Here is an 18,527-nt window from a genome sequence, read left to right on the forward strand (position 1 = left end):
GTCAGCCGGGGCCGGTCCAGTCCGGCGGCTCGGCGGGGCGGAGCCGCCGGTCGTCCGCGGCGAACGTGCGCACCGGCCCGGGTGCGGTGCGGGGGCCCTCGAAACGGACGGTGACCCGGCCCCGCCCGCTGCCCCACACCCAGCCCGGGCCGTGCTCGTCGTGGCACACGTCCTGGCCGGTGCGCCACTGCGGGCCGGCCGGCGTGTCCGATACGGCCGGCTCGGGCCCGCCGCTGTCGTCGCCCGCGGGTGCGGGCCGGTCCGCCGCCGGGTCGAGCAGGGAGAGCAGGTCGTCCTGGGCGAACTCGGTCAGCCCGGACACGCCGACGCCGAGCAGGCGCAGGCCGCCGGTGACGTCGACGTCGGCCAACAGCCGGCGGGCCGCCTGCGTGATGACCTGCGGGTCGTCGGTGGGCTGGGTCCGGGTGGTGGACCTGGTGATGGTGGTGAAGTCGAAGTAGCGGGCCTTGAGCGTGACGGTGCGCCCGGACAGCCCGGCGGTGCGCAGCCGGCCGCCGACCTGGGTGGCGAGCAGGTCCAGTTCGGTACCGAGCCGGGACCGGTCGGCGATGTCGGTGGAGAACGTCTCCTCCGCGGACACGGACTTGGTCTCCCGCTCGGCGACCACCGGCCGGTTGTCGTCGGCGCGGGCCAGCCGGAACAGGGCGGTCCCGTGCGCCTGGCCGAACCAGTCGAGCAGGTCGGCCGGGCCGACCGCCGCGAGGTCGGCGACGGTGTGGACGCCGGAACGGCGGAGCCGCTCGGCGGTGGCCGGTCCGACGCCCGGCAGCGTGGTGACCGGCAGCGGGTACATCCGGTCCCGCTCGGTGCCGGGGACCACCACCGTCAGCCCGTCGGGCTTGTGCAGATCCGAGCCGATCTTGGCGACGAGCTTCGACGTGCCGGCGCCGACCGAGCCGGTGACCCCGCCGGTCGCGGCCGCGATGCGGGCCTTGAGACCGGCGGCCAGGGCGGTGACCCCGGCGACGGTCAGGTCGTGGTCCCCGGCGGCCAGATCGACGTACGCCTCGTCGATGGAGACCGGCTCCACGAGCGGGGACAACTCGGCCAGCAGGCCCATGACCACCTGGCTGGTGCGGCGGTAGGCGGGGAAGCGCGGGGTGAGGTACGCGGTGCCGGGCGGGCAGCGGCGGCGGGCCTCGGCGACCGGCATCGCGGAGCGGGCGCCGTAGGCACGGGCCTCGTAGGAGGCGGTCGCCACGACACCGCGGCCGCCGATGCCGCCGACGATGACCGGCCGGCCGCGCAGCGACGGCTTGTCCCGCTGCTCGACACCGGCGAACATCGCGTCGAGGTCCACGTGCAGGATGCTCGCGGTCGTCCGCACGTGTTCACCCCCGCCCCGGTCGCCACCCGCCGACCATGGACGTTACCCGGGCCGGGCGGTGCGGTGACCCGTGGCGGGAAAGCCGGGGTGATAAGCCAAGTTTTCCCACCACCGGACCGGAGGTTTGCGGGGCGTCCACGGGGAACCAGCTACCGGACACCGCCCCTCGGCTCCAAGGAGCGAGCGCCATGACGACTGCCCGACAGAAGGTCATCGAGTATCTGCAGGACGCGCGGGCGGCGGAGTACGCCCTGACCGCCCTCCTCGCCCCCACCATCGCCCTCGTCCCGGAAGGGGACTACCGCCGGTGGCTGGAGTTCCAGCGGCGCCGTTCCCGCGAGCGGGCCTACCAGGTGTCCGACCGGCTGGGTGAGCTCGGCGCCCGCCGCGGCCTGCGGCACCTGGGCATGGGCGTCGTCCGCGTGGCGGGCGGGCAGGCCGTGGCGATGGCGGAGGCGCCGCTGCAACTGCTGCGCGGGCAGGACAGCGAGGAGCGGGTGCTGAAGAGCACCCGCGACCTGTGCGCGGCCACCGCCGTGGTGGACGCCAACTACCGGGCGCTGGAGCAGATCGCCCACACCTGCCGGGACGAGACCACCGCCCGGCTCGCCGTCGACCTGCGCGCGGAGAGCGAGGTCGCGCTCTCCGAGTGTTTCCTGGCCCTGGACCGGCTCGCCGAGGCGGTCGTCTTCGGCGACAGCGAAGGGGAGCTGGTGCAGCAGGCGTCACGTGCCGGCGCGGTCCAGATGCTTCAGCTTCCGCAGTTGCGCGAGAGCATGTACCGGCTCCGGGACGAAGCCGTCGACGTGCTGCGGTCGGCCCGGGGCGAGGCCGTGCGGATCGAGGTACGGACCATCAACCCCGACTACGACAACCTCTCGGTGGAGCAGGTCCTCGGCTGGCTGACGCAGCTCTCGCAGGCCGAGCTGGCCACCGTGGACGCCTACGAGCGGGCGGCCCGCAACCGCATGCCGATCCTCGAGGCGATCCACGACCTCCAGGTCCGTGAGCCGTGGCCGGAGTACGACCGGATGAACGTCACCGCGATCCGTGCCCGCCTGCGGGAGGCGGACGAGGAGCAGATCCGCTCGGTGCTGGACTACGAGCGGACCCACAAGGACCGGTCCTCGATCCTCAACGCGCCGGAGGCCCAGGTCGTCGTCGCCGTCTGACCGCGGCGGTCAGGCCCGGCTGTCGTCGTCGGCGAGGCGACCCCAGGAGGTGAGGTCGCGCCAGCCGTACCGCCGGTGCGGGGTCATCGGCGGCGGTTGCGCCGCGGCGGCGTGACCGAGGCACACGATCAGCTCGGGACGCCACCCGGCGGGCAGGTTCAGCACCACGCCGACCGCGGCGCTGCTGAACGACGTGACCGGTCCCGATCGAGGCCGTACCGCGCGACGAGGTGCTCGGCGACCGCGCGGCACACGGCGTCCAGCGCGGCGGCGTACCCTTCCGGGTCGGCCGACCCGGTCGCCGTCTGCGGCACCTGCCGGATCGGCCCCTCCAGCAGCGCTCGTGTCTCGGGCGACACCCGCGGCGCCAGGAACCCGGCGAGCCGCCGCGCGGCGGTCAGCAGCCGCAGGGGACCGTACTCCGCGGCCTCGTCGACCTGCGTCCGGGCGGCGGTGACCAGGTAGGCGAGCAGTTCGAGCGCCTCGTCCTCGGTGAGCACCATCGCCGTTGCCACTACCCACGAGATCTCGTCCACACCTCGGGCGAAGGCGACGCGGGCGGGGTGGTCGATCAACCGCCGGCGGCGACGCCTCCTTCGGCCGCGGCCTCCGGGTGGTCCTCGACGGTACCGCGGCCGCGTTGCGCTCGCCGCGAACGGGACTTCCCCGGACCCGTGCCCATCCGATGAGGTGGATCGATGACGCAGCGGGGGCAGGCGGACGACATCGAAGCAACGGCACCGGCCGGGGCGGGGCGGGGACTCGGCGGCGGGTTCAACCGGCTCTGGGCGGCCGCCACCGCGGGCCAGGTCGGCGACGCGGTGTACCGGGTCGCCATCGCGCTGCTCGCCGCGCGCCTCACGACCGATCCCGTGGCGTTCTCGGTCCTCACCGCGCTCGGCTACCTGCCGTGGCTGGTGCTCGGGCTGCCGTCCGGCGCCCTCGTCGACCGGTACGACCGGCGGCGGCTCGCGCTGCTGGTCGGTGCCGTCCGCACCGCCGCGATCGGGGCGCTGCTCACCGCCGTCGCTCTCGACCGGGCGTCGCTGTGGCTGCTGTACGCGGTGGTCGTCGTGCTCGGCGCGTGCGAGACGGTCTACGACAACGCGTTGCTGTCGATGCTGCCCACGGTCCTCGGCGACCGCGAACGGCTCGAGGCCGCCAACGGCCGCCTGCAAGGCACCGAACTGCTCGCGCAGGGGTTCCTTGGCCCGCCGGCGGCCAGCGCGCTCTTCGCGCTGCTGGCGAGCGCGGCGTTCGGCCTCAACGTCGCCTGCTACGCCCTGGCGGCCCTGCTGCTGATCGGGCTGCCCGGCATCCACCGCGCCAAGGGCGACGTGCGGACGCCGATGTTCCGGGCGATGGGGGAGGCCGTGCGGTTCGTCCGCGGCCACACGATGCACCGTGCCCTGCTGTCGGTGGTGCTCGTGCTCGGGTTCGGCAACGCCATGGCGACCGCCCTGATAGTGCTGTGGACCCGGGAGGTCCTGGGCGTGCCGGAGGCGGTGTTCGGCCTGTTCCTGCTGGCCGGCGGTGCCGGTGGGGTCCTCGGCAGCCAGACCGCCGCCCGGCTCGCCGGACGGATCGGCCGCGGCCGGGCCATGGTCCTGTCCGCCGTGGTCACCGGTCTGGGTTACGCGCTCGCCGCCGCGACCCGATCGCCCTACCTCGCCGCCGGGGCCTATGCGCTGACGGGCTGGGCGATCCTGCTCTGGAACGTCGTCTACGGCTCGCTGCGGCAACGGCTAACCCCCGATCCGCTGCTCGGCCGTACGATCGGCATCTACCGGGTCGTCGCCTGGGGTGTCATGCCGCTCGGGGCACTCGCCGGCGGCGCACTGGCCGACGCCGGCGGCCTGCGCGCGCCGCTGCTGGTCGCCGGGGCCCTGACCCTCGCCGCCGGCGGGTACGCCGCGTTCCGGCTCACCAACGTCCGCGTCGCCGCGGCGATTGCCGAGGCCGACGCGAACGCCGCGGCATGAGTGCCGCAGCGTCGCGCGGGCGGGTCGGCGGCGAACGAGGCGATGGCCGCCGTGATGCCCGCCGTGATGCCCGCCGTGATCGGCCACCCGGCCCGGGCCGGTCGCGACCGGAGTCCGGCACGGCCGTCATGATCGGGTCAGCCGTTCCGCAGCGCGTCCTCGACCCCGGTCTCGTGGCGGCCGAGGTGGACCGGGTCGCGACCGGAGAGCACGTCGAGGGCCGCCTTGACGCTCGCCACGTGCTCACGGGCGGAACTGGTCAGCCAGGCGACCCGGTGCCGCTTGACGGTGTCGTCGCCGACGCCGCTGGCGTTCAGCCCGAGCCGGCGGCACACCGCGATCGCGCGCGGCAGATGGAAGCTCTGCGTCACCACGATCGTCTTCCGCACGCCGAAGATCCGGCGAGCACGGGCGCAGGAGTCGTACGTGTCGAAGCCGGCATAGTCCAGCACGATCCGGTCGGCGGGCACCTCGTGCTCGACCAGCCACCGTCGCATCGCGGTCGGCTCGTCGTAGTCGTGGCGCATGTTGTCGCCGGAGACCAGGATGACCCGCACCTTGCCGGCGGCGAACAGCCGGCGGGCCACCTCCAGGCGGGCGGCGAGGAACTCCGACGGAGCGCCGCTGTCGTCGACGAGCGTGCCCAGCACCAGCGCCACCGGCGCCTCGGGCACCGTCTGCTCGGTGAAGATGTGGTGGTCGGCGCTCGACCGCACCCACGCGTCGCTGGCCGTCGTGACCACGATCGCGGCCACCGCCGCCACCGTCCCCCACACCCTGACGCGCCGCGACCAGCGCCGCACCTTCGGACCCGGCCGCCAGGCCATGAACGATGGCTTCCGCATGCGCTCCATGATTCCGCCGTTGTCAACCGGCGGGGACCTCGACCGTGGTGGTGACCCGCACCAGTGCCGGGAACCTCGGGGTGGAGCCGAAGCCGAACCGCACCGGCGGGTCCACGTCGGCGAGGTGCCCCAGGTCCTCGCCGCCGAGCACGGCGCTCGCCGCGGCGATCCGGTGCAGGTCCCGCACCCCGTACCATTCGCGACGGCCGTCGCCGGCGCTGCCGTACGTGCGGACGCCGCGCAGCACCAGCCGCGCCGGCACGTCGACCAGCCGCACCCAGGACGGGCGGCGGGCCAGGACGGGCGGCACGGCCCGCAGCAACCGGCCCAGCGTGCCGCGGCCGCCGACCGTGAACCGCACCGCGAGCGGGCCCGCCGTGACGGCCCACACCGCCCGGGATCGTTCGACCCGGACGGGTACCACCCGTACCTCGTCGAACGAGTAGGTCTCGGCGACGAACCGGCCCAGCTCGCCGGTCTCGGCGAACAGCACCCGCCGGCCGCCGGGATGTTCGATCATGACGTCGCTGACCGGCCCGAACGGCGAACGCGGCCAGTGCCCGAGCACCAGCCGGGTCCCGCCCGCCGTGCCCAGCCCGGCGATCCAGCCGTCGAAGCGACGCCTGGTTCGCCCGGTGTGTCGTCCGACCGGCGCCGCCGAGGCGAGCTGAATGATCATCTACGCTCTTCGCTGTGACGTTTCCCCCGCATTCTCAGCAGTATCCGCCGGCTCCGTCCCATCCGGGTGCGCCCGGTGCCACGCCGGGCCCTGGGACCGACGGGCTGGCGGTCGCGTCGTTGGTGGTGTCGCTCGCCGGGCTGCTCCTGTGCTGCGGCAGCGTGTCGGGTGTCGTCGGTGTGGTGCTCGGCCACGTCGCGCGGCGGCGGATCCGCCGGACCGGCCAGGGCGGTGCCGGCCTGGCGCTGGCGGGCATCCTCGTCGGCTGGGTCGGGTTAGTGATCTTTCTGCTGGTCCTCACCTGGCACATCCTCTTCAACGTGATGGCGGTGAAGATCCCCGGCTGGTGACCATGGAGCGTGCCGAGGGGTGACAACGGCGGCGGGGCACCGCGCGAACCGGATGTCTGCCGGTCGGCGCGGTGCCCCGCTCGGGTCGGCACGGTCAGGCCACGTCGAACCGGTCGAGGTCCATGACCTTGGCCCACGCGGCGGCGAAGTCACGCACGAACTTCTCCTTCGCGTCGTCGCTCGCGTAGACCTCCGCCAGCGCGCGGAGGATCGAGTTCGAGCCGAAGACGAGGTCGACGCGGGTGGCGGTCCACTTCACCTCGCCCGTGCCGGTGTCGCGGCCCTCGAACGTCTCCTCCTCGTCCGTGGTCGGGGTCCACGTCGTGCCGAAGTCGAGCAGGTTGACGAAGAAGTCGTTGCTCAGCACCTCGGGCCGCGCCGTGAAGACGCCGTGCTGTGCCTGCTGGGTGTTCGCGTTCAGCACCCGCAGGCCGCCCACCAGGACGGTCATCTCAGGGGCGCTGAGCGACAGCAACTGGGCCCGGTCGACGAGGAGCTGCTCCGCCGGACGCCGATGTCCCTTGCCCAGGTAGTTGCGGAACCCGTCGAAGGTCGGCTCCAGGACGGCGAAGGACTCGACGTCGGTCTGCTCCGGCAACGCGTCCGTGCGGCCCGGTGTGAAGGGCACCTCGATGTCGAACCCGGCGCTCTTCGCGGCCCGCTCGACGGCCGCGGACCCGCCGAGCACGATCAGGTCGGCCAGCGAGACCTGCTTGTTCCCGCCCGCCTGCGCGTTGAACCGCTGCTGGATCTGCTCCAGGGTACGCAGGACCTTCGCGAGCTGGGCGGGGTCGTTGACCTCCCAGTCGTTCTGCGGCGCGAGGCGGACCCGCGCGCCGTTGGCCCCGCCGCGCTTGTCGGTGTACCGGAACGTGGACGCCGCGGCCCAGGCGGTCGCGACCAGCTCGGAGACGGACAGCCCCGAGCCGAGGATCGTCTCCTTGAGCGCGGCGACGTCCGGTGCCCCGATCAGCTCGTGGGTGACCGGCGGGACCGGGTCCTGCCAGATCAGCGACTCGGCCGGGACCAGCGGGCCGAGGTATCGCGCGATCGGGCCCATGTCGCGGTGCGTGAGCTTGAACCAGGCCTTGGCGAAGGCGGCGGCGAACTCCTGCGGGTTCTCGTAGAAACGGCGCGAGATCTGCTCGTAGATCGGGTCCACCCGCAGCGCGAGGTCCGTCGTGAGCATCATCGGCGCGTGCCGCTTCGCCGGGTCGTGCGCGTCCGGCACCAGGTCACCCGCGGCCGGGTCGGTCGGCTTCCACTGCTTCGCACCGGCGGGGCTGGTGGTCTGCTCCCACTCGAAGCTGAACAGCGTCTCGAAGAAGCTGTTGTCCCAGGTCGTCGGGGTCGGCGTCCACGCACCCTCGAGACCGCTGGTGATGGTGTCGCCGCCCTTGCCGGTGCCGTAGCCGTTCTTCCAGCCGAGGCCCATCTCCTGCAGAGGAGCGGCCTCCGGCTCGGGGCCGACGTTCCGGTCGGGGTTGGCGGCACCGTGGGCCTTGCCGAACGTGTGTCCGCCGGCGATCAGCGCGACGGTCTCCTCGTCGTTCATCGCCATGCGGCCGAACGTCTCCCGGATGTCCCGGGCCGCGGCCAGCGCGTCCGGGTTGCCGTTCGGTCCCTCCGGGTTGACGTAGATGAGGCCCATCTGCACGGCGCCGTACGGCTTGGCGAGCTCACGGTCACCGCTGTAGCGCCGGTCGCCGAGCCAGGTGTCCTCGTTGCCCCAGTTGACCTGCTCGGGCTCCCACACGTCCGCGCGGCCGCCGGCGTAGCCGTACGTCTGGAAGCCCATCGACTCCAGGGCGCAGTTGCCGGCGAGGACCAGCAGGTCGGCCCACGAGATCTTCTTGCCGTACTTCTTCTTGACCGGCCACAGCAGGCGCCGCGCCTTGTCGAGGCTCGCGTTGTCCGGCCAGCTATTCAGGGGCGCGAACCGCTGGTCGCCGGAGCCCGCGCCGCCGCGGCCGTCGCTGACGCGGTAGGTGCCCGCGCTGTGCCAGGCCATCCGGACGAACAGCGGGCCGTAGTGGCCGTAGTCGGCGGGCCACCAGTCCTGCGAGGTGGTCATCACCGTGTGGATGTCCGCCTTCAGCGCGTCGAGGTCGAGGCTGTTGAACTCCTCGGCGTAGTCGAACCGCGCGCCCATGGGGTCGCCCGCGGGCGGGTTCTGGTGAAGAGCGCTCAGGTCCAGTTGGTTCGGCCACCAGTCACGGTTCGTCCTGGCCTTCGGCGGGCGCACCGGGGACTCACCGGTGACGAGGCCGTTGTTCTCAGGTTCCACGTTGCTCTCCTTGAGCTCGGCAGATCAGTTGCGGGTTCAGAATCGGGCGGGATGGCGCGGCCCCGGTGGACCACGTCGGCCTCGTCGATCGCGTCCATGTCGGTGTGCGGGTGCTCGTGCGCCGCGGTCGGCGCCGCCACCCGTGGGCGGGCAGCCCGCGAAGCGGGCCCGCGCGGCAGGGGTTCGGCGTCGAACGCACGTCGCACGGTCCGTAGTCTGGACACTTTTCTGGAGTGAGTCAAGAATATCCGGGGATGGTTTCTCATCCCGCGCCGCTCGACCGTCCCGACGCGCGGGGACGCGGCCCGCCCGGGACGACGGGCGGGCCGCGCCGTGGAGCAGGGCCGCGGACCGGGGTCGGCCACGGTGGGACCGGCGGGCGTCCGGCCGTTTGCGAGGATCGGAGCATGTCCGATCATCAGCCCGCGCCGCCGACGCGGTCGGGAGGGCCGCACAGCGGGACCGCCGCGGTCGCTGCCGTGGCGGACCACGGCGACGGCTCGGCGGCCGTCGGCACGACCCGGCGACGGCGGCTGGCCCGCCTGATCGTCCTCGCCGCCGCCGTGGCGGGCCTCGCCGTGATCGGCCTGCGTGGACGCCTTCCGGCGCCGCGGGACGTCCTCGACGCGCTCACCGGCGCCGGCTACGGCTGGATCCTGCTCGCCGCGCTGCTGCAGGCCGCCTCGATCGGCGCCTTCGCGCACCAGCAGCGGCGCCTGCTGCACAGTCTGGGCGTGCACCTGCGGCGCGGCCGCGCGTTCGCGATCATTCTGGCCGGCACCGCGCTGTCCATCAGCCTGCCCGCGGGGCCGGCGCTCTCCACCGCGTTCACCATCCGGCAGTACGAGCGCGCCGGTGCCACGCGCGAGGTCGCCGCCGCCTCCGCGATCGTGTCCGGGCTGGCGTCCATCGGCGGGCTCGCCCTGCTGTACGTCGGCGGCGGCGTCGCGATCGTCGCCGGCAGCCCCACGGCGTTGCTGAACTGGCGACCCCTGGCCGTCGTCGTCGGGCTGGCCGCGCTCACCGCCGCGGTCGTGCTGGCCGGGCGCCGGTACTCCCGCAGGCCGCCGGCGGGCGGATCGGGCCGGTCCGGCGGCCGCGCTCGGCGATACATGCGGACCGTGCTGACCTCGGCCCGGAAAGGGTGGCGGGCGGGTGCCGGCCTGCGCACCGTCGACTGGGCGGCGGCGCTCGCGTACGCCACCGTCAAATGGCTCGCGGACCTGCTGTGCCTGATCGCCGTCGCCCGCGGGCTCGACCTGCCGGTCGGCGTGGCGGCACTCGCCGGCATCTACCTCAGCGTGCAGATCGTCCGGCAGGTGCCGCTCACCCCCGGTGGCGTCGGCGTCGTCGAGACCGCCCTGGTCGCCGGGCTGACCGCCGCGGGCGCGACCGGGATCGGTGCGGCCGCCGCCGTCCTGCTCTACCGGCTGCTGTCCTGCTGGCTCATCATCCCGGTCGGCGGCCTCGCCGCGCTGATGCTCCGCCGCGACCCGCGCGCGTGACGACGGGTGCCGCGCCGAGGTCAGCTCGCGGAGACCGGCCCGCCGGGCGCCGCGAGCCGGCCGTCGGCGAGGCGCAGCCAGCGCCGCACGCCGATCTCCGCCAGGAACCGGTCGTCGTGGCTGACCACCACGAACGCGCCCCGGTAGGCGTCGAGGGCCCGCTCCAACTGCGCGACGCTGGCCAGGTCGAGGTTGTTGGTGGGCTCGTCGAGCAGCAGCAGTCGCGGCGCGGGCTCGGCGCACAGCACGCACAGCAGCGTCGCCCGCAGCCGCTCCCCGCCGGACAGCGCGCCGACCGGCAGGTGCGCCCGCTCCGCCCGGAACAGGAACCGGGCCAGCTCGTGCATCACGTCCGACGCCGGCATCCGCGGCGCGAACGCCCGCAGGTTCTCCAGCGTGCTGCGGTCGAGGTCGAGCAGGTCCAGCCGCTGGGAGAGGTACGCAATCCGCCCGTCGGCCCGTGCCGTGCGACCCCCGTCGGGCTCGACCAGCCCGCCGAGGATCCGCAGCAGCGTCGACTTGCCGGTGCCGTTGGCGCCGGTGAGCGCGATCCGCTCCGGGCCGCGGATCGTCAGCGTCACGCCGTCGCCCGCGAACAGGTCGCGCACCCGCAGCCGCTCGCCGTCGAAGACGGTGCGGCCCGCCGGTACGGTCGTGTCCGGCAGCGACAACGCGAGGGTGTCGTCCACGCGCAGCGCCCGGTCCGCCTCGTCGACCCGCGCCCGCGCCGCCTCGAGGCGCTGCGAGTGCAGGTCGTTCGCCCGGCCGGCGGACTCCTGCGCGCGGCGCTTCAGCCCGCCCTGGACGATCCGCGGGATGTCGGCGTTGGTCCGCGCCCCGGTGCTCGCCCGGCGCGCGGCCCGCTCCCGGGCCTGCCGCAGCTCCCGCTGCTCCCGCTTGAGATCCTGCTCGGCACCGCGTAGCTGACGCTCCGCGACGTCCCGCGCGGCACGTTTGGCGGCCTCGTACTCGGCGAAGTTGCCGCCGAACGTGCGGACCTGACCGTGGTCGAGCTCGGCGATGCGGTCCGTCCGGTCCAGCAGCGCCCGGTCGTGACTGACCAGCAGCAGGCACCCCGACCAGTCGTCGAGCACGGCGAGGAGCCGCCGGCGGGCGGCGCGGTCCAGGTTGTTCGTGGGCTCGTCGAGCAGCAGCACCGACGGCGCCTTCAGGAGCTGCGCCGCCAGGCCGAGGGAGACGATCTGGCCGCCGCTGAGCGTGCCCAGCCGCCGGTCCAGCGTGACGTCGCCGAGGCCGAGCCGGCTCAGCTCGGCGCGGGCGCGTTCCTCGATGTCCCAGTCGGTGCCGATGACGGTGAAGTGCGCCTCGCTCGCGTCGCCGGACTCGATGGCGGCCAGCGCGCGCACGACCGGTGCGATCTCCAGCACGTCGGCGACGGTGAGATCGCCGGACAGCGGCAGTGTCTGCGGCAGGTAGCCGAGCACGCCGTCGACGGTGACCGAGCCGCCGGTCGGCCGGTGCTCGCCCGCGACCAGCTTGAGCAGCGTGCTCTTACCCGCCCCGTTGGGCGCGACGAGGCCGGTGCCGGCGGTGAACGTGAGGTCGTCGAAGACGGGGGTGCCGTCCGGCCAGGAAAAGGACAGACCGGTGCAGACGCACGATCAACTGCCCGTCGAGCATATCAGCCCGCGTCGACCGGCCACCCGAGCCGCTTGATACTGGTCGGTAACATGTTGGCCGTGACCGTCTACGTCCTCGCCCAGATCAGCATCCACGACCGCCGGCGCTACGACCGGTACGCCGCGCGGTTCATGCCCGTCCTCACGCGGTATCAGGGGCGGCTGCTCGCCGCCGACGAGGCGCCCGTCACCGTCGAGGGCTCGTGGCCGTACGACAAGGTCGTGCTGATGGCGTTCGAGGACCGCGCCGCGTTCGAGCGATGGGCGAACTCCCCGGAGTACCGGGAGATCTCCGAGGACCGGCTCGCCGCGACCGACGGCGTCGTGCTCACTGTGCAGGGCTTCTGATCGTGGAGTCGCCCGGCCCGGAGCGCACCGTTCCATCGACGCATACCCTCCCGCGCCACGGGCGACGGCACCTCCGGTGTGATGGACACGTGCGGCGCCGGCACTAGGCTCCCGGCATGGCGGATGGCGGGCCCGGCGCGGCGGACCGGGTGGCACCTGTGGTGCGCGAGATCCTGGCGGTGACCCCGGCGGGATGCTCCTGGCTGCAACCGGTCCGCGACGGCGGCGGCCGGGTGGTGGACTTCCGCGTCGAGGCGGTCAGCGGCCAGGTCAGCGACATCCACGGGCGGGGCGTCGAGCGGGTCGGGGCGCTCGTCGGCGAGCTGTATCCGACGCTGATCGGCGGTCCGCTGTGGCAGGCGTACCACGACGTGCTGGCCACCGGTACCCCGCGCCGGTTGCCCGCGTACCGGTACCGCGAGAGCAGTGCCGGTGTCGTGGCCGAGTCGACGTTCGAGGTCAGTGTCCACCGGGTCCTCGGCGGTGTGCTGGCGTGCTGGGAGCGGCTCGACGAGGAGCAGCGGCGACTGGAGCGTACCGAGCATCTCGGCCGCCTGGGCTGGTCCGAATACGACCTCACGACCGGGCGGATCGACTGGTCCCCGGGCATGTACCGCATCTTCGAGCGGGATCCCGCCCTCGGCCCGATGTCCCGCACGGAGCTGACCGCCGCCGTCATCCCCGACGACCGGGCACTGCCGGAGACCGCCTGGCAGACCCTCGACAGCGGCGCCACGTCCGACGTGACGGTGCGGTTCCGGGCCGGCGCCGGCGTGAAGTACCTGCGGGTCATCTCCGACGTCGCACGCGACGCCGACGGCGTGTCGCTGAAGATCTACTCCGTCGTGCAGGACGTCACCGCCCGGGAGGACTCGCGGACCGCGATCCAGCGGCTCCGCGACCTGCTGCACACCCGCGAGACGACGGCGCTGGCCGAGCACCGGCTCGCCGGCCAGCTACAGAACATGATCCAGCCGGTGCCCCGGGAGCCGTTCCCGCTCGCCGGCCTCCAGGCGACCGTCAGCTATGTGCCGGCGGAGCGTGCCGTGCAGGTCGGCGGCGACTGGTACCACGCGCAGACGCTCCCCGACGGCCACGTCGCCCTCGGTGTCGGCGACGTGGCCGGCCACGGCCTCGAAGCCGCGAGCGGCATGGCCCACCTGCGGTTCGCGCTCGTCGCCTGGCTGTCGATCGGCATCCGCGACCCCGGTGTCCTGCTCGGCCACATGAACCGCCTCAGCGCGCAACTGTGCCTCACCGGAACCGCCGTGGTCGCGCTCTTCGACCCGGCGGCGCGCACCCTGTGCTGGGCGCGCGCCGGGCACATGCCGCCGCTGCTGACCCGCGCCGGCGCGGCCGACGGGCTCGACCCTCCGCCGGGCCTGCTGCTCGGCGCCGACGACGACGCGGGCTACCCGGTCGCCGTCGACCGCCTACAGCCGGACGACCTGCTGCTGTTCTACACCGACGGGCTCGTCGAGCGACGGTCGGCGAACGTTGCCGAACGGCTCGACGCGGTGCGCCGCGACCTCGTGGACGTCTGGGCCGAGCCCGGCGAGCCGGCGCTGGCCCGGCTCCGCGACCTGCTGCACCGTCCCAGCCCCGACGACGACACCTGCACCCTCGCGGTGCGCGTCCTGCCCGACTGACGCCCGAACGCTGGAAACGGCACCCCCCGCTCAGAGGTCGAGGCACATCCGCACGACGGTGCCGCCGGGAGCGGCGAACGCGGTCACCTCGTCGCAGACCCGCTCGACGATCGCCAGGCCGCGGCCACCGGCGGCGTCGGCCGGTGGCATGTCCCGCCCGAACGTCCGCACCGGCCCGCTGTCCAGCACCTCGCAGTACAACCTGTCCGCCTCGGCCCACAGCCGGACGGTCCCGCCGCCGGAGGTGTACTGCAACGTGTTGGTCGCCAGCTCGTTGACCGCCAGCACCAGCAGCTCCGCCCGTAGCGGCGGCAGGCCCAGGGCGACCGCGCGGGCGCACACGAACGTGCGCACCACCGTCAGGTGGGTCGGCGCGGTGTAGGAGGTCGTGTCCGCGCCGTGTGCCCGGGCGGCCGGGTCCACCGGGTGCTGCTCAGGCATGGCCGGCGCGCGCGCTGTCCGAGGGCGGCGGGCTCAGCAGGTCGGCGACGCCGGTGACCTGCAGCACGTGCGCGACCACGCCACCCGCGTTGACCAGGTAGAGCCGGTGGCCCTCCTGCTGCGCGGCCCGGTGCGCGGCGACCAGGCCGTGGACCCCGCTGGAGTCGAGGAACTGCAGCTCGTCGGCGTCGACGACCACGACCGGCGCCGTGCGCACGGCCGACATGAGCACGGCCGTGAACTGCTCCCGGCTCGCGAGGTCGCACTCGCCGGCGAGCGCCACGACGACACGGCCGGGCTCGACCGAGGTCCTCGACTCGAAGCGCGCCATGCGGTTGTGGCCTCACTTCCACGCGCCGGGGCAATATCAGGCCACCATCATGTCATCGATCGTCCGTCAGCGCGTCAGGGAGTTTCCCGCACGGCCGCGGCGGGGAGGCCCGGTGCCGGTTCGCCCTCACCGCTCGTGCGCGCGCCGTGACCGGATCCCGGCGTGCGATACAAATACGTGGGGACATACGCAGTACGGGGAGGCAGCGTGAGCACCGAAGACGTCGTCGTCACCGGGATCGGCGCGACCACACCGCTGGGTGGGGATGTCGCGTCGCTCTGGGACGGCATGCTGGCGGGGCGCTCGGGGGTCCGCCGGATCGACGACCTGCTGGCCGGCTACGAGCACGCGCGGGACATGCCGACGAAGATCGGCGCGCCGATGGCGGTCTCGCCCGACACCGTGCTGACCCGCGTCCAGGCCCGCCGGATGGACCGCTGCGAGCAGGCCGCCCTCGTCGCCGCCAGGCAGGCCTGGGCCGACGCCGGCGCTCCCGGGGCCGAGCCGGAGCGGCTGGCGGTCGTCGTCGGCACCGGCATCGGCGGGGTCACCACGCTGCTGGACCAGGACGACCTGATCGAGGAGAGAGGCCCGGGCAAGGTCTCGCCGCTGACCGTGCCGATGCTCATGCCCAACGGGCCGGCGGCCTGGGTGAGCCTGGAGTACGGCGCCCGGGCCGGGGTGTACACCACGGTCTCGGCGTGCGCGTCCGGTGCCGAGGCACTCGCGCTCGCGGTCCGGCTCATCCGCTCCGGCGAGGCCGACGTCGTCATCGCGGGCGGTGCCGAGGCGGCCATCACGCCGCTGACCGTCGCCGGCTTCGCGCAGGCACGCACGCTGTCCAAGCGCAACGACGAGCCGGAGCGCGCGTCCCGCCCGTTCGACGTCGACCGCGACGGTTTCGTGCTCGGCGAGGGCGCCGGCGTGCTGGTCCTGGAGCGCGCGAGCTTCGCGGCCGCCCGCGGCGCCCGGGTCCTCGGCCGGCTCGCCGGCTACGGGATCACCGCCGACGCGCACCACATCACCGGCCCCGACCCGACCGGCGCCGGGCAGATCCGGGCCATGCGCAGGGCGGTCGCCGACGCGGGCCTGAGCCCCGAGGACGTCGACCACGTCAACTGCCACGCCACCTCGACGGTCGTCGGCGACGTCGGCGAGGCGGCCGCGGTGCGGGCCGCGCTCGGCGACCACGTGGTGCTCACCGCGCCCAAGTCCAGCCTCGGCCACCTGGTCGGCGCGGCCGGCGCGGTGGAAGGCATCGTGACGCTGCTGTCGATCGCCGAGGGCGTCGTCCCCGCGACGCTCAACCTGGAGCACAAGGCCCCGGAGGTCGGCCTCGACGTGGTGGCCGGACAGCCGCGCAAGCTGCGCCTGCGCGCGGCGCTGTGCAACTCGTTCGGCTTCGGCGGGCAGAACGTCTCCCTGGTCTTCACCTCCGCCTGAGCGAGCCGCGCCGCACCCGTCGGGCGCCGGCCGCGGCCGTCTCCGCGTGGAGAGGGCACCTTGTGGCGCGCGCCTGACGCGGCGTCAGGTCCCGGGCCGCGCCCTGCGGCTGGTCACCGGGAGCCGGTGGAACGGGATGGGCCGGTCGGCGGACCAGGGCGCGGGCGGGGCGGTCGTGAGCGAGGCGAAGCGCAGCAGCACCCCTTCGTAGCGGACCCGCCAGGCGGCGAACTCGCGCCACGCCTGGTCGCGGTCCTTCCTGAGCTGCGCGCCGGCGGCGACGAGCCGGCGGCACGCGTCGTCGTACTCCTCCCGGGTCACCGCGATCGGGGGGTCGCGCCGGCCGTCGGCGTCGTACGGCATGTCGTAGGGCATGTGGAAGTAGTCGCCGATGCGCCGCAGCGCGAGGTGGCCGGCGCGCAGGCACAGGCCGGCGTGGGACGGCTGGGTCCCCTGGGCGATGAACGTCGACGAGACGAGCGCGGCGGAGTCCAGGACCGCTCCGGCGGCGGTGACCCAGTGCCGGTCCGGTGAGGGTGAGCGGAAGAAGACCAGGATCGGGTTGGACGAGTGTGTCTCCTCCAGTTCGTTGAACCACCTGGTCCAGTCGTGCCAGTACTCGTCGAGCAGTTCGACGCCCTTGGCCCGCAACAGTCGCTCCAGCAGTTCGGTCGCCGACGGGGGAGTGCCCGCCTCGACCTCCAGCGCGGTCACGAGCACCTCCCGCCGGGAGTAGCTCGCGTACAGGGCCGGAAGGTAGTTGATCACCATCGCGAGCAGGCCGAGGCCGAACATCGCCTCGACGAACTGCGTCACGCCGGTCGCGAGGCCGCCCGGCCGGTGGAAGCCGAGCGTCAGCAGCGACGATCCGCTGTCCAGCACCGCGTCCTGCCAGGGGCGCACGCCCAGCGACCAGAACACCGCGGCGAACCCGGCCAGGAGGAGCGCGAGCCAGGCCACCGGCAGCGCCAGCACCGTGACCGGGCCGAACAGCACCAGCACGTGGTCACAGTCGTGATAGGTGCGCGCCCTGCGCAGCCGCAGGTCGAACAACGCCCGGACGGCGACCATCACCCAGCGCGTGATCAGGACCGTCGTGCCGCGCGGCACCGCCAGGGTGCGCGCCGCGGAGAACGCGGTGGACAGGACCGTCGCCGCCCCCAGCAGCCCGGCCAGCAACGCGAGGATGTCACGGCCCATGTCGGTGCCCCGGAAGCGAACTTCAGCGTGATCTCTCAAGGTACCCCCGGCGCCGAGCGGCGGCCGGACTCACCTCGCCGCCCACCCCGGGCTTCACCCCGCGGCGGCCCGCGGCGGACGTATGTTGGGAAGTGGCCTGCAAGACAAGCGGGAGAGCAAAACTGGTAAAACAGTGGAGCTGAGAGGTCGGAAGATCGAAAGGTCGGACGACGATCCCCACTACCTGACCCGGGCAACACCGGCGAAGGGAAATTGCCTTGCAGGTCACGCAGGCCGCGACGTCCAGCCAAGACGCCGCGGCCTTCTTTGTGCGCTCAGCCCGCCAGGTGGCCGGCTATTCCACCGGGAAGTCGAAGTACGTGCGCGGGAACGGCTCGCCGCCGAGCGTGTAGTGCCACCACTCCTTCGGGTAGTTGGCGAACCCACCCGTGGCCATCAGCCGGGTGAGCAACGCCCGGTTGTCCCGGGCCACGGTGCTCAGTCCCGGCGCCGCCGTGTGAGCCAGCGGGTCGAAGCAGTCGAACCCGGTGCCCATGTCGATGCTGTTGTCCGGGAACCGTTGCCCCGCCGGCGCGGTGCAGGCGACGAGCGGCCGGTCCGGCGGGTACGAGGGCTGGTCGCCGTGCGGCGCGGCGACCAGCGTCAGGTCCACCGTGCTGCCCCGGCTGTGCGCGGTCGGCCCGCCGATGTACCCCTCGTCGAAGAGCGCGGACTTGTCGACCTCGGGGTAGAACTCAGCCTTCATCCGCTGGTCGCGGTCGCCGGCCCAGCGGATGAAGTCGTCGACGGCCTGCTGCGGGCGATAGCAGTCGTACACCTTCAGGCTGTACCCGCGGGCGAGCGCGGCGGTCTGCACACGGTGCAGCGCCTCGGCGGCCTGCCGGGCGAGCAGGCAGCGCGGCTGCCGGTAGCCGGCGACCGGCCGGCCGACAAAATTGTGCGCGGTGGCGTACCGGATGTCGGTCAGGATGCTGGGATCTACGTCCGGCAGCGCGACGAACCCGGGCGGGACCGGGGCGAGCGATGCCCCGGACGGGCCGGGCGGTGACGGCTCGGCGGCTGGCGGCGACACCCCCGAGGTCGGTGACGAGCCGGTGGCTGAGTGTGACGCCCGGGCCGACGGCGCCGACCGGGCGGGCCCGCCGCACGAGGCGGCCAGCGCACAGGCCGCGGCGGCGACCAGGACGCGGACGACCCACCCGACCCGCCAGCCTGACGCGAGGTACATGCCCAGATTATTCGGCTTTGTACGCGGATCGATGCCCTCCGGGTCGGCTCAGCGGCGGCCACCCGGCGCTCATCCGTCC

The 18,527-nt window shown here is 73.8% G+C and carries 18 protein-coding genes; 7 read left to right on the plus strand and 11 right to left on the minus strand.

What is annotated here, in order from left to right:
• Position 1: 1 nt before the first annotated feature.
• Positions 2-1,348, minus strand: coding sequence for a DNA polymerase IV (locus Drose_RS19610; protein ID WP_260722742.1), 1,347 nt, complete (start codon positions 1,346-1,348; stop codon positions 2-4).
• Between the two features lie 188 nt (positions 1,349-1,536).
• Between Drose_RS19610 and Drose_RS19615 the strand changes: the two genes are divergently transcribed.
• Positions 1,537-2,520, plus strand: coding sequence for a hypothetical protein (locus Drose_RS19615; protein WP_260722743.1), 984 nt, complete (start codon positions 1,537-1,539; stop codon positions 2,518-2,520).
• A gap of 9 nt (positions 2,521-2,529) precedes the next feature.
• Here Drose_RS19615 and Drose_RS19620 read toward each other — a convergent pair whose 3' ends face one another.
• Positions 2,530-2,685 (minus strand): hypothetical protein, encoded by a 156-nt coding sequence (locus tag Drose_RS19620; protein ID WP_260722744.1) that lies wholly within the window; start codon positions 2,683-2,685, stop codon positions 2,530-2,532.
• Positions 2,679-3,056, minus strand: a complete 378-nt coding sequence (locus tag Drose_RS19625) for a DUF6092 family protein (RefSeq protein WP_260722745.1) — start codon at positions 3,054-3,056, stop codon at positions 2,679-2,681. Before Drose_RS19625 ends, Drose_RS19620 begins: the two co-directional genes overlap by 7 nt.
• Before the next feature lie 162 nt (positions 3,057-3,218).
• Between Drose_RS19625 and Drose_RS19630 the strand changes: the two genes are divergently transcribed.
• Positions 3,219-4,502, plus strand: coding sequence for an MFS transporter (locus Drose_RS19630; RefSeq protein WP_260722746.1), 1,284 nt, complete (start codon positions 3,219-3,221; stop codon positions 4,500-4,502).
• Between the two features lie 137 nt (positions 4,503-4,639).
• Here Drose_RS19630 and Drose_RS19635 read toward each other — a convergent pair whose 3' ends face one another.
• Together Drose_RS19635 and Drose_RS19640 are read right to left on the minus strand one after the other, a co-directional pair.
• Positions 4,640-5,347 (minus strand): SanA/YdcF family protein, encoded by a 708-nt coding sequence (locus Drose_RS19635; RefSeq protein ID WP_260722747.1) that lies wholly within the window; start codon positions 5,345-5,347, stop codon positions 4,640-4,642.
• A gap of 22 nt (positions 5,348-5,369) precedes the next feature.
• The gene (locus Drose_RS19640) at positions 5,370-6,026 is read right to left on the minus strand and encodes a hypothetical protein (protein ID WP_260722748.1); all 657 of its coding nucleotides are present in this window, start codon (positions 6,024-6,026) and stop codon (positions 5,370-5,372) included.
• Positions 6,027-6,040: 14 nt separating this feature from the next.
• On the opposite strand from Drose_RS19640, the gene Drose_RS19645 reads away from it, so the two are divergent.
• Entirely contained in the window at positions 6,041-6,376 is a 336-nt protein-coding gene (locus Drose_RS19645) for a DUF4190 domain-containing protein (protein WP_260722749.1), read from the plus strand.
• Positions 6,377-6,470: 94 nt separating this feature from the next.
• On the opposite strand, the gene katG is transcribed toward Drose_RS19645, so the two are convergent.
• Positions 6,471-8,663, minus strand: a complete 2,193-nt coding sequence (gene katG, locus Drose_RS19650; protein ID WP_313899920.1) for a catalase/peroxidase HPI — start codon at positions 8,661-8,663, stop codon at positions 6,471-6,473.
• A gap of 407 nt (positions 8,664-9,070) precedes the next feature.
• On the opposite strand from katG, the gene Drose_RS19655 reads away from it, so the two are divergent.
• Positions 9,071-10,168, plus strand: coding sequence for a lysylphosphatidylglycerol synthase transmembrane domain-containing protein (locus Drose_RS19655; RefSeq protein ID WP_260722750.1), 1,098 nt, complete (start codon positions 9,071-9,073; stop codon positions 10,166-10,168).
• 20 nt (positions 10,169-10,188) lie between these two features.
• Here the strand turns inward: Drose_RS19655 and Drose_RS19660 are convergent, their stop codons facing one another.
• The gene (locus tag Drose_RS19660) at positions 10,189-11,772 is read right to left on the minus strand and encodes an ABC-F family ATP-binding cassette domain-containing protein (protein ID WP_260729758.1); all 1,584 of its coding nucleotides are present in this window, start codon (positions 11,770-11,772) and stop codon (positions 10,189-10,191) included.
• Positions 11,773-11,868: 96 nt separating this feature from the next.
• On the opposite strand from Drose_RS19660, the gene Drose_RS19665 reads away from it, so the two are divergent.
• Together Drose_RS19665 and Drose_RS19670 are read left to right on the plus strand one after the other, a co-directional pair.
• Positions 11,869-12,156, plus strand: coding sequence for a DUF1330 domain-containing protein (locus Drose_RS19665; protein WP_260722751.1), 288 nt, complete (start codon positions 11,869-11,871; stop codon positions 12,154-12,156).
• 116 nt (positions 12,157-12,272) lie between these two features.
• Positions 12,273-13,805 carry a PP2C family protein-serine/threonine phosphatase gene (locus Drose_RS19670; protein WP_260722752.1) on the plus strand — a complete coding sequence of 511 codons (1,533 nt, stop codon included), beginning with the start codon at positions 12,273-12,275 and terminating at the stop codon, positions 13,803-13,805.
• A 30-nt stretch (positions 13,806-13,835) separates the two neighbouring features.
• Here the strand turns inward: Drose_RS19670 and Drose_RS19675 are convergent, their stop codons facing one another.
• Positions 13,836-14,246, minus strand: a complete 411-nt coding sequence (locus Drose_RS19675; protein WP_260722753.1) for an ATP-binding protein — start codon at positions 14,244-14,246, stop codon at positions 13,836-13,838.
• Entirely contained in the window at positions 14,239-14,577 is a 339-nt protein-coding gene (locus Drose_RS19680; protein ID WP_260722754.1) for an STAS domain-containing protein, read from the minus strand. The genes Drose_RS19675 and Drose_RS19680 overlap by 8 nt, the downstream gene beginning before the upstream one ends.
• A 207-nt stretch (positions 14,578-14,784) precedes the next feature.
• Between Drose_RS19680 and Drose_RS19685 the strand changes: the two genes are divergently transcribed.
• Entirely contained in the window at positions 14,785-16,020 is a 1,236-nt protein-coding gene (locus Drose_RS19685; protein WP_260722755.1) for a beta-ketoacyl-[acyl-carrier-protein] synthase family protein, read from the plus strand.
• Between the two features lie 84 nt (positions 16,021-16,104).
• Here the strand turns inward: Drose_RS19685 and Drose_RS19690 are convergent, their stop codons facing one another.
• Both Drose_RS19690 and Drose_RS19695 read right to left on the minus strand, forming a co-directional pair.
• Positions 16,105-17,220, minus strand: coding sequence for a hypothetical protein (locus Drose_RS19690; protein WP_260722756.1), 1,116 nt, complete (start codon positions 17,218-17,220; stop codon positions 16,105-16,107).
• A gap of 334 nt (positions 17,221-17,554) precedes the next feature.
• The gene (locus Drose_RS19695; RefSeq protein WP_260722757.1) at positions 17,555-18,448 is read right to left on the minus strand and encodes a M15 family metallopeptidase; all 894 of its coding nucleotides are present in this window, start codon (positions 18,446-18,448) and stop codon (positions 17,555-17,557) included.
• Positions 18,449-18,527: the final 79 nt, after the last annotated feature.

The organism is Dactylosporangium roseum, from assembly GCF_025264685.1.
GTDB lineage: Bacteria > Actinomycetota > Actinomycetes > Mycobacteriales > Micromonosporaceae > Dactylosporangium > Dactylosporangium roseum.